The following is a 26,166-nucleotide window of genomic DNA, read 5'->3' as shown; positions in this document are numbered from 1 at the left end:
TCAGTTGTCTCCGTAGTCCGTGCTGGTCGTGGTGGCGCCGAGGCCGGGGGCCGTCGGCAGACCGATCACACCACGGTCGACGGCCGCGCCGGTGAACGGGTCACCCACCAGTCCGAGATGGCCGTCCAGGTCCAGTTCGTCGGCGAGCGGCGCCAGTTGGGCCATCGCCGTCACACCGAGGGCGCTCTCCAGCTTGCAGCCCAGCATCACCCGCAGCCCGGCGCGGCGGGCGAGTGTCACGGTCTCGCGGGCGGCGAGCAGCCCACCGCACTTGACGAGCTTGACGTTGACGCCGCTCGCCCGGCCGCGCAGCCGTGGGATGTCCTGCGGTCCGGCGCAGTCCTCGTCGGCGTAGACCGGCACCGGCGAGCGCTCGTGGACATACCGCAGGGCCTCCGGATCGCCGGGCGGGACCGGCTGTTCGAGGAGTTCCACGCCGTGTTCGTGCAGGGTGCGGGCGACCCGCACCGCCTCGTCGGGGCTCCAGGAGCCGTTGCCGTCGACGCGGATGCGGCCGCTGTAGACCGAGCGCAGCAGTCCGGCCCGGCTGCCGTCGTCCCGCGGGGTGAGTTTGAGCTTCAGCACCGGCCAGTCGGCCAGGGTTCTGCCGCGGGTGACGAGTTCGTCGTCCGGGCAGGCGCCGATGGACAGGGCCGTGGGCGCAAGCGGCAGTCCGGCCAGGCCCCACAGCCGGTGCAGGGGCTGCCCGCAGGCCTTGCCGAGCAGGTCGTGCAGCGCCATGTCCACGGCCGCCCGGGCCGCGGGACCGATGCCCGCCTCTGCCAGCCGGTCCAGCACCCGCCGCAGCTCGTACGGGGACCCGGCGCCCGCCAGCAGCGGGGCGCACGCGGCCACCTCGGCCGGGTCGGCGCCGCGCGCGGTGCCGTACCCGCGCAGCTCCTCCCAGGTCAGCTCGACCACGCTCTGGCGCACCTCGGTGGTGACGCCGGTGTTGCTGATGAACGGCTCCTTGAGGCCGATGGACAGGGTGCGGTGGACGAATCTCACCCCAGCACCTCCTCGAAGGCGGCGACGACGGCGCTTGCCTGACGGAACGTCAGAGCACGGAAGCCGTCCGGCTCCACGGGCACCGCCGGATCGCGCGGTGTGCCGTCCGCCGGCACACCGGTACCGGGCCGGAACCGGTCGCGCAGATAGGCGGAGAGCTTCCCGCCGTGCTCCCCGAGCCAGCCGAGGGCGGTGGCGTGGGCGGCGTCGGGCCCGGCCGCGCGCACCCGTCGGAACAGGTCCGCGAGCAGGTCGGCGTCGGCCGGGGAGGTGCTGGGCGGGCAGAGCATGAAGACCTGGGCGGGCAGCAGGACGAACGCCACCGGGGCCGCCTGCTCGAAGCCGCGCACCAGCGGGGTGGTGATGGCCCGCAGCGAGCGGACGGTGGAACGGCGCGTCAAGTAGCCGCCGCGCCGCGGCGGGCATCCGGCCATGGCCCGCGCGCCCCAGTGCACGTGCGTGATGAACGGACTCTCCGGCGGACCGGCCGGGCGGTCCGGGTGGTGGGTGTCCAGCAGGCCGAACAGCACGTTGGTCAGTTGCAGCGACATCACCGGCAGCACCGGCGGCAGCCCGGGCAACTGCTCGAAGAACGCCGTCGGTGCCACCAGGGCCCGTACCAGCGCCATCGCGGCCTCGGCCAGCGCGCGGGCGGACGGGTAGCGGTACCCGTCCAGCACGTATCCCGTGCCGTCGGCCGCCAGGTCGCAGCGGGACACGTCGCCGTCCAGCCGGACCGCCTGGCTGATCAGCTCGGACAGCCGGGTGCCCTGCTTGGCCGTGGCGTCGGCCTGCTCGATGAGCAGGGTGAGCATGTCGGTGACCAGTGCCGCGTGTGCGACCAGGACATCGGCCCACCGCCGGAAGCGGTAGCCGGGGATCGTGCGCATCCGGCGCCAGTGCAGATCGGCCAGCGGCACCAGGCTGCCGTCCACCTCCGCCTGGGTCAGCGGGCAGAACAGCGGCCGGCTCCGGTCCCGCCGTACGAAGGCACGGCCGTCCCAGGTGTACAGGGTGAGGGGGTCCCGCTTGCCCTGCTCGATCAGCGAGCCCGGCTGGTACGCCTCGTCGCCGCCCTCGGTGGCGGCCTCGGTACGGGTGAAGCCGTAGATCAGCGGATAGCCGTGGCCCGCGCCGCAGATCGCGGTGTTGAAGTCCATCGGCCCCGACCGCCCGAGCGCGATGTCCTCCCAGTTGCCGAGGTGCCCGGTGCGCGGCGGCAGCAGGTCGGGGTCGCTGTGCAGCAGGTCCAGCAGCGCGCCGATGGTGACGTCCTGGGTGCCCAGGTGGACCGGCTGGAACGACTTCTCGTCGGCGGCGAGGGCGTCCGCTCCGGCGGCGGCGCGCAGGCCGAGCGCGTCGAGGATGCTCATCGCGCCTCCTTCGCCCGCAGCCGGCGCAGCAGGTACGGCAGGGTGCCGCCCGCCAGCAGGACGTCCCACTCGCCCGCGGACTGCACGTCGGCCCGGACGGTGAAGGAGACCCCGCCGGCGGTGATGTGCGCCGTGCCGGTCTCCCGCACTCCTTCCAGGGCCAGCCGGAACTCCTCGTGCCCGGTGAGCCCGAGGTCCGCCCAGCCGCGGCCCTCGGGCAGCAGCAGCGGCAGGATGCCCATGGCGCACAGGTTGGCGCGGTGGATGCGCTCGAAGCTCTCGGCGAGGACCGCCCGGACGCCCAGCAGCCACGGGCCCTTGGCGGCCCAGTCGCGTGAGGACCCCATGCCGTAGGAGCGGCCCGCCAGCACGATCAGCGGGGTGCCCTCGGCGGCGTACCGGCGTGCCGCCTCGTACACCGGCAGCCGCTCGCCGGTCGGCAGGTGCAGGGTGGTGCCGCCGCTGTCCCCGTCGCCGACCAGCCGGTTGCGCAGCCGTGGGTTGCTGAAGGTGCCGCGCGCCATCACCTCGTGGTTGCCGCGCCGCGACCCGTAGGAGTTGAACTCCCGCTCCGGCACGCCGTGTTCGGTCAGATACCGGCCGGCGGGCGAGGCGGGCGGGATCGCGCCGACCGGGGAGATGTGGTCGGTGCTGACGTCGTCGCCGAGGGCGAGCAGCACCCGGACGCCGGTCAGCGGGCCGGAGCGGGGCCCGGCGTCGGCGTAGGCCGGCGGCCGGATGTAGGTGGAGTGCGGGTCCCAGGCGAAGACGTCCGCCCGGGGGGCGGGTACGGCGTCCCAGCCGGTCCGCGCCGCCGGGTCGTCGGCGAACACGTCCGGTGTGACGAACTCGGCCTCCAGGCGCCGCAGTTCCTCGTCGTCGGGCCACAGGTCGCGCAGGAGAACCGGCTTGCCGTCGGCATCCGTGCCCAGCGGTTCGCGTTCCAGGTCGGCGCGGACGTGTCCGACGAGCGCCAGCGCGACGACCAGGGCCGGCGAGGCCAGATACCCGGCCCGGACCTGGGCGTGCACCCGGGCCTCGAAGTTGCGGTTGCCGCTGAGCACCGCCGCCACCGTCAGGCCCGCGCGCTCGACGGCCGCACCGACGCCCTCGTTCAGCGGGCCGCTGCCGCCGTTGCAGGTCATGCAGCCGTACCCGGTGACGTGGAAACCGAGCCGCTCGAGGTCGTCGAGCAGGCCGGCGGCGCGCAGGTACCGGGTGACGGCGCGGGAGCCGGGCGCCAGGCTCGTCTTCACGTGTCCGGGGACCGACAGCCCGCGTGCGACGGCCCGCCGGGCCAGCACACCGGCTGCCAGCATCGCCCTGGGGTTGGAGGTGCTGGTGCACGAGGTGATCGACGCGATGACGAGGTCGCCGTCGCGGACACCGGCCTCGGTGCGCGGCGCCCCGGAGTGCAGCGCGGCGAACGAGCCGGGCAGTTCGGCGAGCGAGATCCGCTGGTCGGGGCGGCTCGGCCCGGCCAGGTTCGGTCCGACCCCGGCGAGATCGAACTCGATCACCCGCCCGAACCGGGGCTCCTGCCCGTCGCGCAGCAGCCGCTGACGTCGGCAGTACTCCGCGACCAGGTCCGTGTCCGCCTCGGTGCGGCCGGTGCGCCGCAGATAGTCCAGGGTCTCGCCGTCCACCGGGAAGAAGGCGGACATCGCACCGTACTCAGGTGCCATGTTGGCGATCGTGCAGCGGTCCGGGGCGGACAGCGCGGCCACCGACGGGCCGGTGAACTCCAGCATCAGGCCCCGCACGTTCTCCCGGCGCAGCCGCTCGGTGAGCGCGAGGACCACATCGGTCGGGGAGACCCCCGGGCGCGGGGTCCCGGTGAGGCGCACACCCACCACGGCCGGTATCCGCACCGGCTGCGCGAGCCCCAGCATCAGGGCCTCCGCCTCCAGACCGCCGACCCCCCAGCCGAGGACGCCGAGGCCGTTGACCATCGTGGTGTGGCTGTCGGTGCCGATCACGGTGTCAGGGTGGAACACGTCACCGGTTCCGTGCGCCACGACGGTGGCCAGCCGCTCCAGGTTGACCTGGTGGACGATGCCGCTGCCGGGCGGGATGACCCGCAGTCCGTGGAAGGCGCCCTCGGCCCACTTCAGGAACGCGTACCGCTCGTTGTTCCGCTCCCGCTCCAGTGCCTCGTTGCGGGCGAGGGCGTCCGGGCGGCCCGCGAAGTCGGTCTGCACGGAGTGGTCCACGACCACGTCGACCGGCAGCGCGGGATTGACCCCGGCCGGCTCGGTCACGCGGTCGCGCAGCGCGGCCAGATCCACCAGGAGCGGGATGCCGGTGTAGTCCTGGACCAGGATGCGGGCGGGCCGGAACGGCATCTCCAGGCCGGGCTCCTCCCCCGCCGCGAGCCGCTTGCCCAGGGCGGCGGCCGCGGCGGTGTCCCCGCCGCGCAGCAGCGACTCCAGCAGCACCCGCCCGGTGAACGGGACGGCCGCCAGGTCGAAGCCGCTCGCCCCGGCGAACTCCGGCAGCCCGTACACCCGGGCCTCGCGGCCTGCCAGCCGGGTCCTGACCAGCGCGCTCATCGGGCCTCCGCCCGCCGGTCGGACGGGTACGTCCGGCCCCGCGGGCCCACGTACTCCAGCAGCGGCCGGATCAGCACGTTGTTCGCGTGCTGCTCCAGGGCCTGGGCCACCCAGCCCGCGGTACGGCCCACCACGAACAGCGGCACCGCGAGGTCGTCCGGGAGGCCGAGCAGGCGGTAGGCGAGCCCGGCGTAGAGGTCCACGTTCGGGGCGAGGCCGTAGCGGCCGTAGGGGCGCATGGCCGCGGCGACGGCGTCGAGGATGTCCAGGCCGCTGCTGTCGCCGCGCTCCCGGCTCAGCTCCACGACGGTGGCCCGCAGATGGCGCACCCGTGGGTCCTCGGTGCGGTAGACGCGGTGGCCGAAGCCCATCACCGGCTCGCCCCGGCCGCGCAGTGCGGCCACGTACTCCCCGGCCCGTTCGGGCGTGCCCACCTGGTCGACGAGCCGGACCACGCGTTCGGCGGCACCGCCGTGCACCGATCCCGCGAAGGTGGCGACGGCCGCGGTGACGGCGGCCGTCATGCCGGCCCGGGAGCCGACGGCCACGCGGGCGGCGAACGCCGAGGCGTTGGAGCTGTGGTCGGCGTGGACGATGAACCCCTTGTTGATGAACCGTACGGCGGCCGGGGTGGGCCGCTCGCCCAGCAGCGCGGTCAGGAAGGCGTCGGCGTAGGAGGTCTCCTCGGCGGGGATCAAGGGCTCCCGGCCGGTGCGGTAGGCATGATGGGCGGCGACGATCATCGGGATCCGGGCGAGCAGCGCGACACCGGCCTCCCGGGCCTCGTCGTAGGTCTCGTCGGTGCCCGCGTCCCGTCGGGGGCCGAACGCGCCGAGCGCCGAGACACAGGTGCGCAGCGCCTCCATGGGGTGCGCGCCGGCCAGTGAGCGGGCCAGGTCGAGTACCGGCCGGGGCAGCTCGCGGGCGGTGCGCAGTTCCTTGTCGAACGCCGACAGGGCGGCGGCGTCGGGCAGTTCACCGTGGATCAGGAGATACGCCACTTCCTCGAAGGAGGCGTTCTCGGCGAGGTCGTGGATGCTGTAGCCGCGGTACTCCAGGACACCTTCGGTGCCGTCGATGCGGGTGATCGTGGTGCGGTCGAAGCTGATGCCGTCCAGGCCCCGGTGCACGGCGGGCCGCTCCTCCGGCGCCGGTGCCGCGCCGGGGGCGCTGCCCTCGGCGAGTGCCCGGATCGCGGGCACCGAGCGCAGGGTGAGGGTCAGTTCGTCGTCGATCGTCACCCCGTACGCCTCTTCGAGCGCCGCCATCAGCGAGACATGGCCGAGCGAGTCCCACTCCCGGATCGACTGGTATTCGAGGGCGGTGGTGACGCGGTCCTCGCTGATGCCCAGGGTGCGGGCGATGAGGGCGTCGACGCTGCTCATGGTTCCCCTCCTGCGTTGATTCGTGTGCGGGTGGTCATGCCGCGGCAGGGCGGTCTCAGCGGCGCCCGGCCGTCTGCTCCCGCTCCCGCTCCTGCTCCTGTTTCGTCAGCCGGGTGCGCAGTGCCGCGCGGTCCACCTTGCCGTTGGTGTTGACCGGCATCTCCTCGACGACGTGCACGGACTTCGGCACCATGTAGGCCGGCAGGTCCGCCGCGCAGGCGTCGGCCAGGGCGTCCGGGTCGACGGCGCCCGACACCACGGCGGTGATCGTCTGGTCGTCCGGCCGCAGCAGGCACACCGCCTCCAGGGCCCCGGCCCGGCGCAGCGCGGCCTCGATCTCGCCCAGTTCGACCCGGTGCCCGCCGACCTTGACCTGCTGGTCGTTGCGGCCGAGGCAGACGTACTGCCCGTCCAGGTGCCGTACCAGGTCACCGGTGCGGTAGTAGGTACGGCCGGCGTGCTCGAAGTAGCGCTCGGCCGTCAGCTCCGGTGCCCGCCAGTAGCCGGGCGTGGTCTGCGGGCCGGCCACGCACAGCTCTCCGGGCTCGCCCTCGGGGACCTCGGCCAACCGCTCGTCCACGACCAGGGTGTGCAGACCCGGATAGGGACGTCCGATGGGCACGTTGTCGTGGACGCATGCGGCGGGGCTGGTCACCGGGTCCCAGCGGTGGACGGTGCAGGCGATGGTGAGTTCGGTCGGCCCGTACAGGTTCTCCACGGTGGAGTGCGGCGCCGCCGCCTGCCATGCCTCGGCGGTGGCCCGGGGCAGCGCCTCCCCGCAGAACAGGCTCCAGCGCAGCGTCGGCATGCTGCCCGGCCGCAGCGCGCCGCGCTTGCGCAGCACGGCGGCGACCGAGGGCACCGAGAACCAGACGGTGATGCCGTTGCGCTCGAGGTACTTGAACGGTGCGAGCAGTTCGATGGGGTCCATCGCGCACACCGCGGCGCCGTTCTCCCAGGCCATGAACAGGTCGAAGACCGACAGGTCGAAGGTCTGGTCGAAGGTCTGGCTGAGTCGGTCCTCGGGGGTGAGCCGGTAGCGGTCCTGGTTGGCCCGGAGGAACGCGCGTACGTTGGCGTGGGTGACCGGGACGCCCTTGGGCACTCCGGTGCTGCCCGACGTGAACAGCAGGTACGCGGGGTCGTCGGGGGCCGGCTCGGGCAGCGCCCGGAGCGGGGAGAAACCCGCGAGATCGACCGCGTCGAGCACCGGGTGTCCCGCCAGCCCCGGGACATCGGCCCGCCGGGCGTCCGGCAGCAGAACCGCCGGCCGCCCGGGTATCTGCGGCAGCAGCTCGGCGAGTCGGGGCGCGGACGCGGCGTCCACGAGCACGGCGTCGACGTCCGCGCGCTCCAGCATGGTCCGGGTCCGCTCCTGCGGGAACTTCCGGTTGAGCGGCACGAAGGCGGCACCGGCGCACAGGACGGCGGCCACGCCCAGGTAGGAGACCTCGCTGCGGTGGGCGAACACGCCGACCCGTCGGGGGCGTCCGCCGACCGCCTCGACGAGGGCCGCGGCCCACCGGCGTGCGGTGACCGCGGCCTCCTCGTAGGTGTAGTCGCGGCGTCCGATGGACAGGGCGACGCGGCCGGGATGAGTGCTCGCGTGGTGGAGCAGGCCGGCGCCGAGACGTTGGTCAAGTGCTGTGGTCATGTCGGTCCGAACTGACGGTGACGGGAAGCCGGACCGACGCTAGCCGGGCCCCCGGCAGGCCGTGCGGTTGCGAGCGCAGTGCTCCTTGAGCGAGCAAACCCCGTTCTGCCAAGCTGCTTTGTGCGGCCGTGCGGCGACAACGCGCGCAGTGAGCAGAACGGTTTTTTCGCGCTCAACTCCCTTTGTGGGCACAAGCCCCGGCCGTTCCTGCGGTGCCTTAGCCTCGCCGGGACAGCACAGCGAGGAGTGCCCCCCATGAGATCCCTGCTGCCGCCGCCCGGACCCGCGCGCCTTCTCACCGTCATCACCATGGTGATGTCACTGGGCCAAGGGCTGTGGACGGCGCTCAGCGCGATCTACGCGGTCACCGTGCTGCACCTGACGACGGGCCAGCTCGGCATCAGCGTGAGCGTCGCCGCAGCGATCGTCATGCTGTGCAGCATTCCGCTGGGGCACCTGGCCGACCGGGCGGGTCCGCGGACCGTCCAGATGTGGTCGTTCCTGCTGCTTGCCGTGCTGACCTGCGCGCTGCTGTTCGCCACCGCCTTCTGGCCGTACCTGGTCATAGTCTCGCTCCAGGGCATCGCCTACCGGTCCGGCCGCAGCTCCCGCAAGGCCATGATCGCGGGACTGATCCCGGCGGGGGACCGGGTCACCGTGCTCGCCCAGGTGCGCGCGGCCTCCAACGCCACCGTCTCGGTCGGCGCGTGCCTGGCCGGCCTCGTGCTCGCCGTGGGCTCCCGCCTGGCCTACCAGGGGGCGGTGGGCTTCATCGCCGTCGCCTTCCTGGTCACCGCCCTGCTCACCGTCAAGGAACCGGCCGTGCCCCCGGTCCCGGCCTCGGCGGGGCCGGCCCTCACGGTCCTGCGGGACGTGCCGTTCCTCGGTTTCGCCGCGCTGGACGGGATGCTGACCACGCACACCATCCTGCTCGACGTGGTGCTGCCGCTGTGGGTGCTGCGGCACACGGGGGCGCCCCGCTGGATGAGCGCGGTGATCCTGCTGGTCAACACCGTCCTGGTGGTGGCGGTGCAGACCAGGGCCGCCCGGGGTGCGGACCGTCCGAGCGCCGCCGCCCGGGCGAGTTTCCAGGGCGCGGGCTGTGTGGCGGCCGCCTGCCTGCTGTTCGCGTTGAGCGACGGGGCGGCGCTGGTACCGGCCTGCCTGTTGCTCGTCGTGGGCGCGGTCGGGCACGCGCTGGGCGAGGTGCGGCAGGCGGCGGGCAGTTGGGGCATCGCCTTCGACCTGGCCCCGGACCATGCCCAGGGCCAGTACCAGGCGACGCACGCGATGGGTGCCGATGTCGGCAAGATGATCGCGCCCGCGGTCTTCACCTGGCTCGTGATCGGCCACGGGGCCCTCGGTTGGGTGGTGCTGGCCGTGACGTACACCGCCCTGGGCGCGGCCATGCCGCCCCTCGTCTCCCGGGCGCTGCGCACACGCGCCACCGCGAGAAGCGTGACCGACGAGGTACCCACGGCCGGCTGAACGGCCACGCCGCCCGGGGACAGCGGCGCGTCACCGTTTCCGACGAACGGTGTATCCAGGGTGGTCGGGTTACTGGCGGGCTGCTGAGAGCCGGCCGTCGAAGGTGATGTCGAAGGCGTTCAGCGCGGTCTTCCAGCGCATGGTCCAGCGGGCCTGTCCTGTGCCGGTGGGATCGAGCGACATGGTGGCCATGTAGACGCACCTCAGGGCGGTCTGCTCGTCCGGGAAGCGTCCGCGGGCCTTGACCGCTCGCCGGATCCGCGCGTTGACCGACTCGATCGCGTCGGTATGTCGTCCTGGAGGGGTGGGTGCCGGGGGAGAGGCGTCGGGGGCCGCGCCCGTGCCGTGGGCGCGGCCCCCGTGCGCTGTGACCCGGGGAGCTACCCGGCGATCGCCTCCAGGTCGCCGACCGCCTGCTCGATGTCGGGCAGCGTCAGCATCGCCAGCTGGGCCGCCCGCATCCGCGCCCTGGGCGCCGGGTCGGCGAGCAGCGTCCGGCACACGTCGGTGATGCCCCGCGCACTGCGGTCGGTGATGTGACCGCCCAGTCCCAGTTCCACCACGCGCTCCGCGTTGACGTGCTGATCCCCGAAGTGCGGCAGCACCGCCAGCGGAGTGCCGGTGCGCAGGGCCTCGCGGACGCTGTTGAAGCCGCCGTGGGTGAGGAAGAGGTCCACCGACTCCAGCAGCAGCGGCTGCGGCACCCGCTCGGTCACGCGGACGTGCCCGGGCAGCCCCCCGGTGTCCACCGGGACCCCGGAGGTCGACACGATCACCGTGCAGTCGTCCAGCTCGGCCGCCGCTCCCAGGATCGCCTCCAGGCTCTCGGTGACGTCGGGGATCTCCACCGGCAACGGGTTGGCCCCGGCCCCCATCTGCTCGCGCACCACCGGCAGGGCGGTGCCGATCGCGGCGTACACCAGGGGCCGGTCCGTGGGCAGTTCGACGACCCACCCGGGCAGCACCTGGTGGCGCTCGACGTCCACCGTCTGCCGGTACGCCAGGGCCGGCGGCAGGTGCCGGCAGAAGGAGTGGGAGGGCGGTACGTAGTCGACACGGCCGTGCGCCACGAGGGACAGCGGATCGTCCCGCTCGGGCAGGCCCAGCTCCCGGCGCCGCTCGTTGAGCCGGGGCAGTACCTCTTCGGGCTCGATGGTGTTGGAGAACCCGGAGGGTGTCGGCAGCTGCGGCACGCCCAGCCGCTCGGCGGTGAGCACCGCGGCCATGTCCATGCCGTCCCGCAGGATCAGATCGGGCCGGAACTCCCGGGCGACGGGGGCGAGGATGTCCAGGTGCGGCTTGACGCTCGGCCCGGCCAGGGCCCGCATCAGCAGGCGCGGCAGTACCGGCGAGGTCAGGGACAGCTCGGCGCTGTCCTGGAGTTCGGCGAGGTGCGGGCCGAGCATCGCGATCGGGTCGAACTGCGGTAAGACGGCGCGGACTTCCACGTCGTCGTCGTGGAACACGGGGGCCAGGGCCTCGGTGGTGACCACCAGGACCTGATGCCCGGCTTTGGCGAGGGCGCGCAGCAGGGGCAGTTGAGCACGCCCGTGCGAGGGACTGCCGAGCGTGGTGCACAGGACTCGCATGGGGGGTGGGCCTTTCTCTCGTGGAGTTTCGGCGGTGGCAGGCGAAGGGGTGCCGGCCGGAGCACGCGGGAGACCCGGACGGAGCGAACAGACGCGGGTACGCCGGAGGCTGAGCGGCGTGCGGCGCCCGGTCTCGGCGTACACGGTGTGGAACGGTGCGTCAGGCGCGGACGGTGACGGGGCGGTTCGTCCGCTCCCGGCTCATGCCACCCGTGCCGGTGCGCTCGCGCGTCCGATGCCCTGCCAGCTCAGTCCGGCCCGGGCGAGCCGGTCCGGGTCCAGCAGGTTGCGGAAGTCGTGGACCTCGTGGCCCGTCATGCGCGCGGCGATCGCCGCCCAGTCGAGGTCGCGCAGCTGTGGCCATTCGGTGAGGACGACACAGGCCGCGGCCCCCTCCGCCGCCCGCACCGGGTCGTCGGCCAGCTCGGCGAGATCGCTCAGGTCGGGCTGCTCGTCGCACAACGCCGGGTCGTAGGCGGTGAGTTCGGCGCCCCGCTCGCGCAGCAGCCGGGCGACGGCGAGCGCGGGGGAGTCGCGCAGGTCGGAGGTGCCGGCCTTGAACGTCAGCCCGTACAGGGCGAGCCGTACGCCGTGCAGCGAGCCGTCCGGGCCGCGCCCGCACGCGGCGGCGATCCGCTCGACGAGCCGGCGCTGATGGGCGACGTTGGTGTCGATCGTGGCGCGCAGCAGCGGGAAGTCGACCCCGGCCTGCTCGCACACGGTGAGCAGGGCGTGGGTGTCCTTCGGCAGGCAGGAGCCGCCCCAGCCGGGTCCGGGCAGCAGGAAGGAGGAGCCGATGCGCGGGTCCCGGCCGATGCCCTCGGTGACATCGCCGATGTCGGCGCCGAACCGCTCGCAGGCGGTGGCGAGGTTGTTGGCGAAGGACAGCTTCATCGCGAGGAAGAAGTTCGCCGCGTACTTGGTCAGTTCGGCGCTCGCCGGGTCGGTGAGCACCAACGGCGCGTCCAGCGCGGCGTACAGGTCGGCCACCCGCCGGGCGGCGTCCCGCCGGGCGGCGCCGATGACGATCCGGTCGGGGTGCAGGAAGTCGTGGACGGCGCGTCCCTCGCGCAGGAACTCGGGGTTGCTCACGACGGACACGTCCGCCCGCCCGAGCAGTGCGGCGACGCGTTCGCTGGTACCCACCGGCACGGTCGACTTGTTGACGACCACGCAGCCGGGCGGCAGTACGTCACGTATCTGCTCCGCGACGGCCTCCACGGCGGCGAGATCGGCGGCACCGCCCGCGCCCATGGGGGTGGGCAGGCACAGGAAGACCACCTCGGCCTCCGCGACGGCGGCCGCGGTGTCCTCGGTGAACTCCAGCCGGCCCGCCTCCAGGGCGTCCCGGACGGTCTCGGGCAGGCCGGGCTCCAGGATGTCCACCCGGGCCGCGCGCAGCCGTTCCACCTTGCGGGGGTCGGCGTCCGCGCACACCACCGCATGGCCGAGGGAGGCGAGACAGGCACCGGTGGTCAGTCCGACGTAACCGGTACCGACCACGGCGACGCGTTGAGCAGGCACAGAAGATCACCATTTCCGGTCGATGGGGCCCGTGGGACGGTCTCGGCGGCGCGCGGGGAGGCCGCGTGCCACCGCGTCGTGCGGGCGACCTGGAACGGGCCGACTCCGTCGTACGGCCCTGGGACAGGGAGGAACCTAAGTCATCAATCGTTGACCCGTTCCAGGTATGGCATGCGGAGCGAACACAAGTCAACGATTGATGACAACGATCGGTGACTTTGAGCCAGCAGCCACAGGCTGGAACATGGGCCGTTGGCGGGCGGGCCGCCTGACGATGGAGGTTTGGTGACGTGACGGGAGTACACAACGGCGAGGCGTCGGAAGCGGTGGCCGAGCGGCCCGCCCGGAGGCGTTCGGCGACGGCGACGCGCGCGGCGCTCAGGACCGCCGCGGCCTTCCGGTTCGGCAAGTACGGATACGAGGGCACCAGCGTGCGCGACATCGCGGGTGACGTGGGTGTGGACGCGGCTCTCGTCTACCGCTACTTCGGCTCGAAGGAAGCGCTGTTCAACGATGTGACGGGCGCCGGCAAGATATTCGAGCCCCTGCTCAAGGAGCCGGTGGAGGCGATACCCGACTGGCTGTGCGCCATGCTCCTGGGGGCGCCGAAGGACGGGGAGTTCACCCACCCGGTGCTCTCGGTGCTGCGGTCCTCCGGCAAGAGCGAGGCGGTCGCGCGGCTGCGGGCGGATTTCAGCGAGGTGTTCTCCACCCGCCTGGCGGCCCGCCTCGGCGGTCCCGACGCCGAGCTGAGGGCGGAACTCCTGGCGGCCTGGATGCTCGGCACCAGCCTCGTCCTCACGGAAATCCGCCCCCCGGCGCTCCAGTCGGCACCGGACGCCAAGCTGGAGAAGTACCTCCGGTCGGTCATCGCGACGCTCCTCGGCCCGGCGGCACTTGACGCGGGGATGCCCGAGACGGGGGGCGACTGCCGGGCGACGGGCGACCACTGAGGCGCGAGGCGGACCGGTTCGCCTCGACCTGCCGGCCGCCGTCACGGCGTGCGGGGAGTGCCGGCCCGTGCGCACCCGGATCGGGAAAGGAGGAGAAGCCGATTGAAGTAAGCATGCGGTCGTACGTATTCTTTGTGGGGCTCGGAGTCGCTGAGCCAGTTGCGCCTTGCCGCGAAAGGGATGCCCCACGTGTCGAATGCCAGCCCCACCATCAAGGCCGCGCCCGGCGCGCGGCCGGGTCCAGAGGACGCGGTGCCCTGGGTCACGCTGTCGACCGTCATGATCGGAATGTTCATGGCGATCCTGGACTCGTTCATCGTCGTCGTGGCCGGCCCGGCCATCCGGACGGAACTCAGGGCGACCGCGAGCGAGCTGCAATGGGTCCTCGCCGGCTACCAGTTGAGCTACGCCGTCGTCCTGATCACCGGAGGCCGGCTCGCGGACCTCTACGGGCGCAGGCGCGTCTTCGTCATCGGGACGGCGGTCTTCACGCTCGCGTCCCTCGCCTGTGCCGTGGCCGGCGGTCCGGGCGTGCTCATCGGCGCCCGCGTCGTCCAGGGCCTCGGCGCGGCCCTGATGGTGCCGCAGGTCTTCACCGTCATCACGCTGACCGTCTCGGCGCGGAACCGGCACCGCGTCTTCGGCGTCCTCGGGGTCGTCATGGGGATGGCCTCGGTCAGCGGTCAGGTGGTCGGCGGCCTCCTGATCGGCGCGGATCTCTTCGGCTCCGGCTGGCGCTCGGTGTTCTGGGTGAACATCCCCATCGGCATCGCCACCATAGTGCTGGCCCTCGCGTACGTACCGGAGTCGCGGGCGGAGCGGACCCGCAAGCTCGACGTGCCCGGCGTTCTGGTCCTCAGCGCGGCCCTGCTGCTGCTCACCTACCCGCTCATCCAGGGCCGGGACGCGGGCTGGCCCTGGTGGACGTGGGCCTGCTTCGCGGCGAGTGCCCTGGCGTTCGCGCTCTTCGTCGCGCTGGAGCGAGCGGTCGACCGGCGCGGTGGTGAGCCGCTGGTCAAGCTGTCACTCTTCGCCCAGCGCTCGTTCTCGCTCGGCATCGTCCTGGTCATCGCCGTGTACGCGCTGCTGACCTCGTACTATCTGGCGCTGTCCGTCTCGATGCAGGAGGGGCTGGGCATGTCGGCCCTCGGCGCGGGGCTGGTCTACGCGCCGGCGGCGGTGACCTTCTTCGTCTGCGGTCTGATCGCCGGGCGGCTCGTGCCCAAGTACGGCCGCCGCGTGCTGGAGACCGGTGCGGTCGTCCTCTCGGCCGGCTATCTGACGACCGCCGTGGTCCTGCTGTCCGGGCCGCGGCTGACACCCCTGCTCGTCATCCCGACCCTGATGCTGCAGAGCGTAGGGGGCGACTTGCTGATCACCCCGCTGCTCAATACGGTCCTGGCGCGGATCGATCCGCAGACCGCGGGGATGGCCTCCGGATCGCTGTCCACGGCTCAGCAGGTCGGTGCCGCGCTGGGGGTGGCGGTCGTCGGAGCGGTGTTCTTCCGCGCCTTCCACACCGGTGCCGCCTCGGGGGACCGGGTGCACGCGGCGGGGCATGCGTTCGCGCTGACGTCCCTGACGGCCTGCGCCATCGCGGCGCTCGCGGCCCTGCTGGTGTTCCTCCTGCCGAAGGCGCCGCCGGCGAAGCCGTGACGGCACGGGGTGGGCGGCCCGGCGCCTTCGGGGAGCGATTCCCCCAAGGCGCCGGGCCGTTGCCGCGTACGGCCCGGCGCGAGGAACGCTCAGGCCGCCTTCAGGAGATCTTCCACGGTACGGCGGACCTTGGCGATGACACCCTCGTCTCCCAGCCGCAGGGCCGTGTTGGCCGCGCAGAGCACGGAATCGATCTGGAAGACCGCGAGGTCGATGTCGAGTTCGGCGATCTCACGGGACTCGACGGCGGTCCGCAACTCCGCCCCGAGGGTGTCGAGCCATGACCGCTGATGGCGCAGGAGGGTGTCGCGGACCGGGCCGGGCCTGCTGTCGAAACGGGCCATGTTCGCGACGACGAAGCAGCCGCCCTCGAACAGCGGTGTCCTCGCGTACTCGATCCAGTGCTCGATCAGGGAGCGCAGCCGGGCGACTCCGGGAGCCGCGTCCCGCGCCGGGCGGATGACCGCGTCGATGAACATGTCGCGCGCGTACTCGACGGTCGCGAGCTGGAGTACCTCCTTGGACCTGAAGAGGGTCTGGATGCCCGCCTTGCTCATGCCCGTATCGGTCGCGAGCCGGCCGAAGCTCACGTCGTCCAGCCCGTCGACCGAGGCGATGTCGACCGCGCGACGCAGCGCGGCCTCACGCGTCCGCGCCCCTTTGAGCAGGCGTTTGTCGGTGACCGACACCGTGTCCGCCCGCGTGGCGAACGTACGTGCCCCAGTGTCCATACGGTCGATCGTACTCGGGTGCGGACGCGCGGCGTGAACGGGCCTTCAGGGCGTGCGGTGCGCCAGGACGGCGGCCAGGGCCCGGACCATCTCGGCGGCCATCACGGCCTGGCCCGACGTGGAGAAGTGGACGCGGTCCGCGCTCAGCAGGTTCTCCCGGGCGTTGACGGGGTGATCCCACATGTCGACGACCACGGCGCCGTACTCGCCGGCGAGGGCGCGGACGAGGTCGTTGAGGGTGCGCACGCGCTCCGTCCAGTCGGGGAAGACCGGCACGACGTAGGAGCGCCCCAGGGTGAAGGTCGTCAGCAGCGCACCCGTGGCCGCCGCCAGGTCGTACAGCGTGCGCAGGTTCCGCTCGATCTCCCCGAAATCCGGTGCGCGGCGCAGGAGATCGTTGGCGCCGCAGGGCAGGTGCAGCAGGTCCGGGGCGAACTCCCGCATCGCGTCGGCCTGACGGGCGAGGGTGGCGGCCGTCGTCGCGCCGTTCACCGCCGTGTTCAGGTAGGCCAGCCCGGGCCGCACCTGCCGCAGGATGTGCGCGACGCGATCGGGCCAGCCCTGGTCGCCGTAACCGACGCTCTTGTCCCCGGTCCCTGCCGAGAGGCTGTCCCCGATCACGGCGTACCGCTGCCAGGGGGCGTCGAACAGCATCGCCGCGGCGTCGAGCGTGGCGAGGCAGAAGGGATCGGTCTCCTCGGTGAGGGTCGTAACCATACCCTAAAGAGTGCGGTCGACCGTATGTATTGTCAATGCTCGCCGAGCGCGGGCACCGAGTCGCGGTCGGCTGGGGCGGTCGGGGACCGTACGGCGTCGCCGGCGTCCGGGCCCGCGCCGCAGGCGTTGCCGCGGCTGAAGACAGGGGGCGGCCCTGCTGGTGCCCTGAAGGTAGGCGCAGGGATGCCGATGCGCGGGCCCCAGTTGGAGTACGCGCGCGGAGGACCGCCTCGACCGCCCACGCACAACACGCCCGCCCGGGCCGCCCGCGCGCCCTCCGGCAGCCGGAACTCCCGGCTCCCGGCCGGGCTCAGTGGAACTGCGTCGTGTACAGCCGCGCCTTGTAGATCTGGGCGCCGGGGCGGGTGCGGTCGCCGCCCGCGGAGAAGTGGACGGTGGGTCCGCCCCACACGGAATCCTCCGCATTGGGGTCCGTGGTCCACATGGCCTGACCGTTCGCGTGGCGTACGTAGGACTTGGGGTGGGGCAGCGAGGCGACGGTGGTGAGGGCGCGGGTCGTCTTGTGGAGGGAGTAGACGTGGCGGCTGTCGGCGACCAGCAGGGTGCCGGGCCGGCTGTAGTCCGGCTGGAGGTCGTGGCCGTTGCCGGCGATCTTGATGTCCGGTCCGTGCTTGACCAGCCGGGAGTCACGCATCGAACCGGTCACGCGGTAGCTGCGCACGACGGTGCCGCCGGTCACCCACAGCAGCTTGTTCTGGTCGTCCCACAGAACGGCGTGGGCCTTGGTGAACTCGAGGGTCTGCACCTCCTTCAGGGTCGCCGGGTCACTGCTGGACGGCCCGAAGACGTGCAGCCGGTCCCGTGACCCCGCGACCACGACCGTGCCGGCGTCGGGCACGCGCTCGATGCAGTGCGGGTAGCTGGTGATGCGTGCCGACCACAGCAGGTCGGCCCGGGTCAGGTGCGCCTTCGAGGTCACGTTGACGATCGCGGCCCGGCCCTCGCCGGGGCGGCCGAACGTCATCAGCGCGATCATGCCGTAGCGCCGGGTGTCCCGGAAGCGGATCTCGAAGGGATGGTCCCAGCCGGGGGCGTTGCCCGTGCTGAAGCTCCATCGGACATGGGCGTCGGTCCACTGGGCGTCGCGGTCGAAGAGCAGGATCCGGCCGGTGCGCTGTTCGGTGATCGCCACCCGGTAGGCCGCCGCTGCCGTACCCGAGGTGTCCTGGGAGGTGCTCATCTGCGGTTCTCCTGGTCCGTGAGGGAGAGGTTCTCCTGGTCCGTGAGGGGAGAGGCGAGGTGGGGGCGGACGGAAGGGGACGGGCGATGCCCGTCCCCACCGCGCGGGACCGGAAGGCCGTCCCCCGTGGCGGCCCTCCGGCCCGCGTGCCGGCCGGTCAGAACGAGCCGGCGTTCAGGGCCTTCTGCAGGGCGCGGGTGGTCGCCGCGTCCCACTCGCCGCTCGCCGGCGTGGCCAGGCGGTTCTGCAGGGCGCTGACCGTCTCGGGCCCCACGATGCCGTCCGCCGTGACCTTCAGATGGCGCTGGAGCGCGGTGATGGTGAGCGGACCGAACGCCCCGTCGACCTCCAGGCCCGCCTTGTCACGGCTGTTGAGGGCGCGCTGGAGCGCCGCGCAGGTCGCCGGGCCGAAGATCCCGTCGACCTCCAGCACCGCCGGGGCGGCGACGAGGGCCTTCGGGCGGATCGGCGCCTTCTTCCCGGCCAGCGCGGCCTTCATCATCGCCGCCGACTGCGGACCGTACTCGCCGTCCGCCTTCAGGTGGTGGTTGGTCTGGAAGGTCTTCACCGCCTTCTGCGTGGCCGGCCCGAACTGACCGTCCACGGTGAGCCCGGCCTTCTGCACGGTGTTGAGGTTCTTCTGCAGGGTCTTGACGGCCTGCCCCTTCGAGCCCAGCCGCAGGATGCCGTCCCCGCTAGGCAACGGCGCGCTGCCCCCCTTGTAGGCGGGACGGCCGTAGCCCACTATGCAGGCGGAGCTGCGCCGCCTGCGGCGGAAGGCGTTGGAGGTGTTGCCCTCCAAGGTGGTGATGGTGCGGTTGGAGTGCACCGCCTCGACGATGCCGACGTGGTCGATGGCACCGATGGAGCGGGAGCCGGACCAGTCGAAGAACACGATGTCGCCCGGGCGGATCCCGCCGATGCCGTAGTGCCAGCGGCCCTTCTTCTGGAAGGCGCGGGCGTGGGCGGTGGTGAGGGCGAACTTGCCGCCGATCGCCTGGAGGTTGTCGGAGTGGGCGGCGGCGTAGCTGACGGCCATGTCGCACCACGGGCCGGTGAAGCCGTACCACTTGGTGATCAGGTTGCGGTTGGAACCGGGCGGGTGCTCGGTGGTGCCCAGCAGCTTGCGGGCGGCGGCGAGCATGCCCTGAACGTTGCCCATGTCAGAACTCCACGTCTTCGGGAAGGGACTGGACGTCTCCGGTCACCGCGTCATCGGGGTTCTGGCTGACGCCGGCCTGGTCGGGGTCGACGTCGAAGATCCCCGCACCGCCCACCGGATAGGGCGGCGTTTCCACGGGCTCGGTCATGAGCGCTCCTTCGTGTGCGAGAGGTACGGATCGATGGCGGCGCGGACGGTCCGGCGCACGGCCGGCCGGCCGGCGCTGTGCGGTGTGCCGCAGCGGTGCCGCCGGACACCGAGTTCAGCCGCCGCGGAGTTGGTTAGCAGCCCCTGTTCGCGCAGGTAATCAATGTGCGCGCGCCCGACGCGCCGCCTGGCCGCCGCACGGGCCGGGCCCTACCGTGGGTGCGCGGCGCAAGGGGACGGCGCCGATGCGGTGGAGGGGGACAAAGGGGGACAGGGGATGGGACGTCCGGAGAACCCGATCGATCCGGAGGCGGGACCGGTCCAGCGGTTCGCGGTGGAGTTACGGGCCCTGCGGACGGAGGCCGGCGGTCCGACGTACCGCTCGATGGCCCAGCGCACCCCGTACTCGGCGGCGGCGCTGTCCCAGGCGGCGGCGGGCGAGCGGCTGCCGTCGGCGGAGGTGACACGGGCGTACGTCACGGCGTGCGGCGGGGACCCGGACGCGTGGGAGAAGCGCCGGCAGGCGGCCGCCGACGAACTGGCCGCCCTGCCCCCCGAGGACCAGGACGCCCGGGACTCCCCGTACCGGGGGCTGGCCCGGTTCGAGCCGGGCGACGCGGCCGTCTTCTTCGGCCGCGACCAACTCGTGGCGGACCTGACGGAACTGGTGCGCGGACACCGGTGCGCGGTGCTGCTCGGGCCGTCGGGCAGCGGCAAGTCCTCCCTGCTGCGCGCCGGGCTGATACCCCGGCTGCGCCGGTCGGCCGACGCCGGCGCACCCCTCGCCGCCATCCGCGTCCTCACCCCCGGCCCGCACCCGGCGCGCTCCCACGCGGACAAGCTGCGGCCCGCCGGGGAAACCGGCGACACCCTGGTCGTGGTCGACCAGTTCGAAGAGGTCTTCACGCTCTGCCCGGACCCGCGGGAACGCGCCCGGTTCATCGAGGCGCTGCTCGCGGCCCGGGAGCCGGGCAGCCGGCTGCGGGTGGTCCTGGGCGTACGCGCCGACTTCTACGGCCGCTGCCTCGAACACCCAGAACTGGCGCGCGTGTTGCGGGACGCCGCGGTGCCGGTGCCGGCCATGGGCCGCGAGGAGCTGCGCGAGGCGGTGGTCAAGCCGGCCATGGCGCGCGGCCTCACCGTCGAACGGGCGCTGACCGCGCAGTTGGTGGAGGAGGTGGCCGGCGAGCCCGGCGGTCTGCCTCTGCTGTCGCACGCGCTGCTGGAGACCTGGCGGCGCCGCTCCGGCCGCACCCTGACCCTGCGCGCCTACGAGGCGGCCGGCGGAGTGCGCGGCGCCATCGCCCAGACGGCGGAAGACCTGTACGCCGGGCTGTCCGACAGCCAGGCCGACCTCGTACGACGGGTGCTGCTGCGCCTGATCACGCCCGGCGAGGGCACCGCCGACACCTGCCGGCCGGTGCCGCGCGCCGAACTGCGCGCCGCTGACCCGAAGTTGGCCGGCGGCGTCGACACGGTCCTCGAACGCCTGGCCCGCGCCCGGCTGATCACCCTGGACGGGGAGACCGTCCACCTCGGGCACGAGGCACTCATCACCGCCTGGCCACGGCTGTGGGGCTGGATCGAGGACGACCGGCACCGGCTGCGGGTACTGCGCCGGCTCACCGAGGCCGCAGAATCATGGCGGGAACTGGGCCGGGACCCGGGCGCGCTGTACCGGGGCACCCGGCTGGCCGAGGCCGCCGAGGCATTCGACCCGGCCGACCGGGACCGCGAACTGAGCACCGTGGAACGGGAATTCCTGCACGCCAGCACGGCCGCGCACTCCCGTGAACGCAGACGGCTGCGCGGGCTGACCGGGTCGGTGTCGGTGCTGCTGGTGCTCGCCCTGGTGGCCGGTGCCGTGGCCTGGCAGCAGCACCGTACGAACGAACGCCGGCACCTGGCCGCCACCGCCCGCCGCGCGGCCACCGCCGCCGACGGTCTGCGCACCACCGATCCGGGGACGGCGCTGCGGCTCGGGGTCACGGCCTGGCGGCTCAGCCGGACCCCGGAGACCCGGTCCGCCCTCATCGGCGCGCTCGCCCAGCGTGACCTGCCCACGTTCACCGTGCCCGACCCCACGGACACCCAGCTGCTCAGCCCGGACGGGCGGACCCTCTTCGGCCTGGGCGACGGCAGGTTCGTCCGCCGGGACCTGGTGACGCACCGGGTGATCGACAGCAGACGGCTGCCCGCCGGCATGGAGGACCTCGCCATGGGCGACCTGAGCCCCGACGGGCGTTACGTGTCCGTGCCGGCCGGCGAGGACGGCCTGCGCGTCCGCATGTGGGACACCCGCACCGGCCGGTACCACGGCCCGGTCCTGGGGCCCTCCGACGACGGCTCCGGCACGCTGGGAGAGCCGCCGCCGGAAGACGGCCTCGAAGACGCCGGCGGGGAGGGCGGCACACTGGTCGGCGCGGCGAGCGGCACCCGGGCGGAGTTCGGCTTCAGCTCCAGCGGGCACGCCTACCTCTTCCTCACCGGCAACCGCCTGGAGGTGTGGGACACCGACAGCGGGCACCGCCTGTTCACCCACACCGCCAAGGCGCTGGAGACGGCCGGCGCCGGCGACATCAGCCCCGACAACCGGCTGGTCGCGATGTGTGTGCAGGGAGACGTCAGGGTCTGGGACATCCCGGCCGGGCGGCGTGCCGACACGGGCTGGCGCCAGCGGTTCGCCTGCGGACCGGAGGCCAGGCTTCAGTTCTCGCCCGACAGCCGCACCCTGACGACGACGGACACGACGGGGATACGGCGGGTCACCGTCCGGACCGGAAGCCAACCGCCCCGGCTCGCTCAAGTGGCGCCGCTGAGCTACGTGTTCAGCGCGGACGGCACACTGCTGGCCGGGGTGGGCGGCAACGACCTCCTGCTGTGGCGGCTCGACCATCCCCAAGCGCCCGTGGTCCGCTATCCGCTGACCGACATCCAGCCGGACGACGTCCGCATCGACACCACCGCCCGCGTCCTGCGCTACACCGCCGCCGGTGCGGACGGGGTGACCGTCGTCCACGGCGTCGACATCGGCAGCGCCCTGTCGCCGCGCTGGAGCACGCGTGCCGCCGCCGCGGCGGCCCTGAGCGCCGACGGCTCGGTGCTGGCCGTCCTGGACGGCGGCGGCAAGGGCCCGGCCCGGCTGCGGATCCACGACGGGCGGACCGGCCGGCCGCGGTACACGATCAGCGTCCCCGGGGCGCCCGTGGAGCCCGACGCCATGAGCGGGGGCGGCGGGACGGCGCTGTTCCTCAGCGCCGACGGCCGACGCCTCGCCTTCGGTTCCGGCCCGGCCGACCCGACGGGGCCGACGCACATCACCGTGTGGGACACCGTCCGCAACCGGAAGCTCACCGAGCTGAAGCTCTACGACGGCGACATGCCCCTGGCCGGGTGGGTGCTCAGCCCGGACGGCCGGTCACTGCTGACCACCGGCATCGACGACGCGACGGTGACCGTGTGGAACGCCGGCAACGGCCGGAAGACCGGGGACATCCGCCCCCAGGACTCGGCGAACGGGCAGGACGACGCCGGTGCCGGGGACTCCGTCACCTCCGTGTCCCACGACGGCGGTGTCCTGTTGATGAGCGACGGAACCCTGCTGCCGGCCGACGGCCACGGCCGGCGGAAGACGATGGACTGCGCGTGTGCCAGTGTCCTGAGCCCCGACGGCAAGCGCGCCGCCTTCGCGGACATCGACGGCGGCATCACGGTGTGGGACGTCGAGCGGGCCACCTCGCTGGGCACGTTGCCCGGCGGCTACTTCAGAGGCGCCACGGGCGAACAGGAGGAGACGACCGCGCTGGTGTTCTCCCCGGACGGCGGCGTGCTGGCCGCGGCCGGGGCGCAGGGCACCGTACGGCTGTGGGACGTCGACTCCCGCCGCCGACTCGGCACCGACCTGCCCACGGCCGGCGACCGCGTCCTCGCCCTCGCCTTCACCGGCGACGGCGGCGGCCTGCACGTCGCGGGCGAACACGTGCCGTTCCAGCGCGTCACCCTCGACCCGGACCGCGTGGCCGAGACGGTGTGCCGCCGCGCCGGAGGCGGGCTGACCCGCCCAGAATGGCGGGTGTATGTGGCGGACGTCCCCTACCGCAGGGTCTGTCACTGAGCTTGTTGGCGTGTTGTCGTTGGGGGCTGACGGCGTGTGATCGTCGAGGTATGCCGTTTGTACGAGGTGTCCGCAGGGTGGTGGGCTGACACTGCGCCTGGCCTGGCAGGACGCGGGCGCGTACCCGTTCTGCCACCCGGGCGGCCTGGCGACACCGCGCCGCACGGACCGGCATCCGAAGACCCGACCGTGAGGCCGGCCACGCCCGGCGCGACCCCGACCGCGACCTGGTCGAGGAGGGTTAGATTTTCGCACCTCAGAGGGATTGATGGTGGTATGAACAGCTCTAGCCCATCCGGAGTCCTCTCCCGGTGCTTTCCTCCGGAGACGCGCAGTGCGCCGCTGGCCCGGCGGTTCGTGCGGTCGGCGTTGCGTGGTGTCGCGCCGGAGGTGGTGGACACCGCCGAGTTGCTGACCAGTGAGCTGGTGACCAACGCGGTGCTGCACGCGCGCACCGAGGTGGAGGTGCGGATCTGGTCGCACGAGGGACAAGTGCGGGTGCGAGTCGGCGACGGACGGCCGGATCGTCCGCCCGTGCCGCGGGAGCCCAGGCCGTATGCCGGTACGGGGCGGGGCCTTGCCGTGGTCGAGGAGCTGGCCTCCAGCCACGGGGCACACGTCGGCGAGGGCCGCAAGACGGTCTGGTTCGAGCTGTGGCCCAAGGCCCCGGTGCCGCCGACGTCCGGGTGGGAGTCCGTGCCCATGTGCGGGCGGACCGCGACCGTGACGCTGATCGACATGCCGTACATCGTGTTCCGCGCGGCACAGCAGCACGGTGACGAGATGCTGCGCGAACTGATGTCGACCACACGCGTCGAGGACCGTACCGGAGTGTCGTGCCCCGAGCTGCTCGTCGCCAACGATGTGGCCAACGTGATCAACGCGTGCATGGCATCCGCACTGGAGGAGACGGTCACCAGCGGCGCCACGGTGACCCTGGACATCGCGTTCCCGTCGGACGCCGCGCCCGCCGTGGACACGTTGCGGCACATTTTAGAACAAGGCGACGCGGCGGCACAGCTGGGGTCCCTGCTCACCCTCCCGGCTCCGCCGCACGTGCGGAGCCACTACGAATGGGTGCTCGACCAGCTGGTCACCCAACTCTCCGGAGGACCGCCCACCGCCTGGACACTGCTGCCCGGCGTGCCGGACGCGACCTCCGTCGAACTGGCGCCATGGGACGCCGGCGATGTGGAGGACAGCAATGTCCCGACTGTCGCCGCCGACGACGACGGCCGGATCATCGCGGCCAACGCCGCTCTGGCCGACCTGCTGGGATGGCAGACGGACGAACTGATCGGCAGACCGCTGACCGTGCTGATCCCCGCGCATCTGCGCGAGCGTCATCGCGCCGGGTTCACCGCGCTCCGGCTGACCGGCCGGTCCCGCATCATGGGCCGGTCCATCCCCCTGCCGGCGTTGCACCGCGACGGCAGCCTGGTCCCTGTGCGTCTGCACGTCCGCAGTCAGGAGGCGGTGGACGGCCGCACGGTACGGATCGGCCAGTTCATGCCCAGAGCGACGGCTCCCGGGGAGGACCGGCCGGTGTCGCGTTCCGGTGCCGGGCCCTCGGTGCGACCGCATACCGGCGCGGCAGCGGCGCCGCGGGGCGGTGGTGAGAAGGCGACACGGTCCTGGGAGCGGTTGAGCCTGCTGGCCGACACCACCAGCGCGCTGTCGAGCACGCTCGACTTGCGCGAGGGACTGCGCCGAGTGTGCCACGTCCTCACCCGGCAGCTGGCCGCCTGGTGCGTGGTCGACCTGCTCGGCGAGCACGGGGATGTCGAGCGGGTCTGCGTCGTCCACCGTGAGCCTCGGGCACTGAGCGCCGGGGTGGACCTCGGCAGGCTGCCCCCGGTGTCCGAGAACGCACGAGGACCGCTGGCCCGGGTACTGAACGGCGCGGGACCCCTGCTGATCACCGACATTCCCTCACCGGACCAGGCGGAAAGCGCCCTGGACGCCCGGCAGCTGAGGCTGTTCGAGCAACTGGACGCCGACAGCACGATCATGGCGCCGCTGCGGGCCCGGCGCGAGGTGCTGGGCGCCCTGATCGTCGTACGTACCGGCCACGACGACCCCTTCACGGAACAGGACGCGCTCCTCGTCGCCGACCTCGTGAAAGGCATCTCGCTGAGCGTCGACAACGCCCGCCTGCACCAGCACACCCGCAACGCGGCCGAGCAGCTTCAACGTTCCCTCCTGCCCCGCCTTCCGCACGTCCCGTCCATGGAGATCACCGCCCGCTACGCCCCGTCCAGTACCACCGCCCAGGTCGGCGGCGACTGGTTCGACGCCTTCACCCTGCCCGACGGCGACACCGCCTTGGTCATCGGAGACGTGTCCGGGCACGATCTGAACGCCGCCGTGACGATGAGCCAACTGCGCAACATGCTCCGCGGCATCGCCGTCGACTGTCAGGACCGGCCCGCGGAGGTACTGCGCCGCCTCGACCTCGCGACCCTCACCCTGTACCCGCACTCCACCGCGACCTGCGCCTACGCCGTCGTCAAAGGCCCTGAAAACGGCCCATGGGAAGTGCACCACTCATCCGCCGGCCACCTCCCTCTGATCCTGACGTGTCCCGACGGTGACACCCACTACCTGGACTCCGCCTCTGGCCTCCTGATCGGCGTGGACAGCACCCTTCCCAGGAGCACCGCCCGCGACCCGCTGCCGGCCCACTCCACCCTGCTCATGTTCACCGACGGACTGATCGAACGCCCAGGAGAATCCCTCAGCGTCGCCTTGGCCAGGCTGCGCCGGCACACCGCCGACCTCGCCCAGGCACCCCTCGACGTCTTCTGCGACGAACTGGTCCTCGGCCTCGGCGCCGGTAGCACCGACGACATCGCCCTCCTCGCCCTGCGTCCCACCCCGCCAGGCGCCTGACCGGCAGCCGTCCCGTGGCG

17 protein-coding genes and 1 pseudogene are annotated in these 26,166 nt (G+C 72.8%); 5 read left to right on the top strand and 13 right to left on the bottom strand.

Annotated features, from left to right (window positions below):
• The 5 genes from HB370_RS03845 to HB370_RS03825 are packed head-to-tail and all read right to left on the bottom strand — an operon-like array spanning nucleotide 1 to nucleotide 7,972.
• Nucleotides 1-1,008, bottom strand: coding sequence for a dipeptide epimerase (locus HB370_RS03845; RefSeq protein WP_051815236.1), 1,008 nt, complete (start codon nucleotides 1,006-1,008; stop codon nucleotides 1-3).
• Nucleotides 1,005-2,381 carry a DUF6025 family protein gene (locus tag HB370_RS03840; protein WP_030775900.1) on the bottom strand — a complete coding sequence of 459 codons (1,377 nt, stop codon included), beginning with the start codon at nucleotides 2,379-2,381 and terminating at the stop codon, nucleotides 1,005-1,007. Before HB370_RS03840 ends, HB370_RS03845 begins: the two co-directional genes overlap by 4 nt.
• Nucleotides 2,378-4,933: an aconitate hydratase AcnA gene (gene acnA / locus HB370_RS03835; RefSeq protein WP_051815237.1), complete on the bottom strand. Its 2,556-nt coding sequence runs from the start codon at nucleotides 4,931-4,933 to the stop codon at nucleotides 2,378-2,380. The genes HB370_RS03840 and acnA overlap by 4 nt, the downstream gene beginning before the upstream one ends.
• Nucleotides 4,930-6,318, bottom strand: a complete 1,389-nt coding sequence (locus HB370_RS03830; protein WP_030775904.1) for a citrate/2-methylcitrate synthase — start codon at nucleotides 6,316-6,318, stop codon at nucleotides 4,930-4,932. The genes acnA and HB370_RS03830 overlap by 4 nt, the downstream gene beginning before the upstream one ends.
• Before the next feature lie 55 nt (nucleotides 6,319-6,373).
• Nucleotides 6,374-7,972, bottom strand: coding sequence for an amino acid adenylation domain-containing protein (locus HB370_RS03825; RefSeq protein WP_051815238.1), 1,599 nt, complete (start codon nucleotides 7,970-7,972; stop codon nucleotides 6,374-6,376).
• A gap of 255 nt (nucleotides 7,973-8,227) precedes the next feature.
• Here HB370_RS03825 and HB370_RS03820 point away from each other — a divergent pair, with 255 nt between their 5' ends.
• Nucleotides 8,228-9,460, top strand: a complete 1,233-nt coding sequence (locus HB370_RS03820; RefSeq protein WP_030775910.1) for an MFS transporter — start codon at nucleotides 8,228-8,230, stop codon at nucleotides 9,458-9,460.
• Between the two features lie 69 nt (nucleotides 9,461-9,529).
• Here HB370_RS03820 and HB370_RS03815 read toward each other — a convergent pair.
• From HB370_RS03815 to HB370_RS03805, 3 genes and pseudogenes are all read right to left on the bottom strand, one after another.
• Nucleotides 9,530-9,748, bottom strand: a pseudogene (locus HB370_RS03815) (transposase); the annotation flags it as partial.
• A gap of 92 nt (nucleotides 9,749-9,840) precedes the next feature.
• The gene (locus tag HB370_RS03810) at nucleotides 9,841-11,049 is read right to left on the bottom strand and encodes a glycosyltransferase (RefSeq protein ID WP_030775913.1); all 1,209 of its coding nucleotides are present in this window, start codon (nucleotides 11,047-11,049) and stop codon (nucleotides 9,841-9,843) included.
• Between the two features lie 201 nt (nucleotides 11,050-11,250).
• Nucleotides 11,251-12,573, bottom strand: coding sequence for a UDP-glucose/GDP-mannose dehydrogenase family protein (locus HB370_RS03805; protein WP_030775916.1), 1,323 nt, complete (start codon nucleotides 12,571-12,573; stop codon nucleotides 11,251-11,253).
• Between the two features lie 290 nt (nucleotides 12,574-12,863).
• On the opposite strand from HB370_RS03805, the gene HB370_RS03800 reads away from it, so the two are divergent.
• Together HB370_RS03800 and HB370_RS03795 are read left to right on the top strand one after the other, a co-directional pair.
• Nucleotides 12,864-13,526: a TetR/AcrR family transcriptional regulator gene (locus HB370_RS03800; protein WP_030775919.1), complete on the top strand. Its 663-nt coding sequence runs from the start codon at nucleotides 12,864-12,866 to the stop codon at nucleotides 13,524-13,526.
• 189 nt (nucleotides 13,527-13,715) lie between these two features.
• Entirely contained in the window at nucleotides 13,716-15,182 is a 1,467-nt protein-coding gene (locus HB370_RS03795) for an MFS transporter (RefSeq protein WP_051815288.1), read from the top strand.
• A gap of 89 nt (nucleotides 15,183-15,271) precedes the next feature.
• On the opposite strand, the gene HB370_RS03790 is transcribed toward HB370_RS03795, so the two are convergent.
• The 5 genes from HB370_RS03790 to HB370_RS03770 form a co-directional block, all read right to left on the bottom strand.
• Nucleotides 15,272-15,913, bottom strand: a complete 642-nt coding sequence (locus HB370_RS03790) for a TetR/AcrR family transcriptional regulator (RefSeq protein ID WP_030775926.1) — start codon at nucleotides 15,911-15,913, stop codon at nucleotides 15,272-15,274.
• A gap of 45 nt (nucleotides 15,914-15,958) precedes the next feature.
• A complete protein-coding gene (locus HB370_RS03785) occupies nucleotides 15,959-16,630 on the bottom strand; it encodes an SGNH/GDSL hydrolase family protein (protein WP_030775929.1) in 672 nt (223 codons plus the stop codon).
• Between the two features lie 310 nt (nucleotides 16,631-16,940).
• The gene (locus HB370_RS03780) at nucleotides 16,941-17,831 is read right to left on the bottom strand and encodes a DUF6528 family protein (protein ID WP_051815239.1); all 891 of its coding nucleotides are present in this window, start codon (nucleotides 17,829-17,831) and stop codon (nucleotides 16,941-16,943) included.
• A gap of 157 nt (nucleotides 17,832-17,988) precedes the next feature.
• On the bottom strand, nucleotides 17,989-18,993 hold the full coding sequence (locus tag HB370_RS03775; protein WP_051815240.1) for a peptidoglycan-binding protein: 1,005 nt from the start codon (nucleotides 18,991-18,993) through the stop codon (nucleotides 17,989-17,991).
• Between the two features lies 1 nt (nucleotide 18,994).
• Entirely contained in the window at nucleotides 18,995-19,141 is a 147-nt protein-coding gene (locus tag HB370_RS03770) for a hypothetical protein (protein WP_157855530.1), read from the bottom strand.
• A 276-nt stretch (nucleotides 19,142-19,417) separates the two neighbouring features.
• Between HB370_RS03770 and HB370_RS03765 the strand changes: the two genes are divergently transcribed.
• Together HB370_RS03765 and HB370_RS03760 are read left to right on the top strand one after the other, a co-directional pair.
• Nucleotides 19,418-23,254, top strand: coding sequence for a hypothetical protein (locus HB370_RS03765; RefSeq protein ID WP_030775937.1), 3,837 nt, complete (start codon nucleotides 19,418-19,420; stop codon nucleotides 23,252-23,254).
• Nucleotides 23,255-23,530: 276 nt separating this feature from the next.
• On the top strand, nucleotides 23,531-26,146 hold the full coding sequence (locus HB370_RS03760; protein ID WP_030775940.1) for a SpoIIE family protein phosphatase: 2,616 nt from the start codon (nucleotides 23,531-23,533) through the stop codon (nucleotides 26,144-26,146).
• The last annotated feature ends 20 nt before the right edge of the window (nucleotides 26,147-26,166 follow it).

The sequence above is a fragment of the Streptomyces sp. DSM 40868 genome (genome assembly GCF_011820545.1).
Taxonomy (GTDB): Bacteria; Actinomycetota; Actinomycetes; order Streptomycetales; family Streptomycetaceae; genus Streptomyces; species Streptomyces eurythermus.
This window is presented reverse-complemented; position numbering and strand designations above follow the sequence as displayed.

Coding starts and splice junctions, on each gene's coding strand:
- HB370_RS03840 (WP_030775900.1), bottom strand. CDS start 2,381: ATGAGCATCCTCGACGCGCTCGGCCTGCGCGCCGCCGCCGGAGCGGAC.
- acnA (WP_051815237.1), bottom strand. CDS start 4,933: ATGAGCGCGCTGGTCAGGACCCGGCTGGCAGGCCGCGAGGCCCGGGTG.
- HB370_RS03830 (WP_030775904.1), bottom strand. CDS start 6,318: ATGAGCAGCGTCGACGCCCTCATCGCCCGCACCCTGGGCATCAGCGAG.
- HB370_RS03825 (WP_051815238.1), bottom strand. CDS start 7,972: ATGACCACAGCACTTGACCAACGTCTCGGCGCCGGCCTGCTCCACCAC.
- HB370_RS03820 (WP_030775910.1), top strand. CDS start 8,228: ATGAGATCCCTGCTGCCGCCGCCCGGACCCGCGCGCCTTCTCACCGTC.
- HB370_RS03810 (WP_030775913.1), bottom strand. CDS start 11,049: ATGCGAGTCCTGTGCACCACGCTCGGCAGTCCCTCGCACGGGCGTGCT.
- HB370_RS03790 (WP_030775926.1), bottom strand. CDS start 15,913: ATGGACACTGGGGCACGTACGTTCGCCACGCGGGCGGACACGGTGTCG.
- HB370_RS03785 (WP_030775929.1), bottom strand. CDS start 16,630: ATGGTTACGACCCTCACCGAGGAGACCGATCCCTTCTGCCTCGCCACG.
- HB370_RS03780 (WP_051815239.1), bottom strand. CDS start 17,831: ATGAGCACCTCCCAGGACACCTCGGGTACGGCAGCGGCGGCCTACCGG.
- HB370_RS03775 (WP_051815240.1), bottom strand. CDS start 18,993: ATGGGCAACGTTCAGGGCATGCTCGCCGCCGCCCGCAAGCTGCTGGGC.
- HB370_RS03770 (WP_157855530.1), bottom strand. CDS start 19,141: ATGACCGAGCCCGTGGAAACGCCGCCCTATCCGGTGGGCGGTGCGGGG.
- HB370_RS03765 (WP_030775937.1), top strand. CDS start 19,418: ATGGGACGTCCGGAGAACCCGATCGATCCGGAGGCGGGACCGGTCCAG.
- HB370_RS03760 (WP_030775940.1), top strand. CDS start 23,531: ATGAACAGCTCTAGCCCATCCGGAGTCCTCTCCCGGTGCTTTCCTCCG.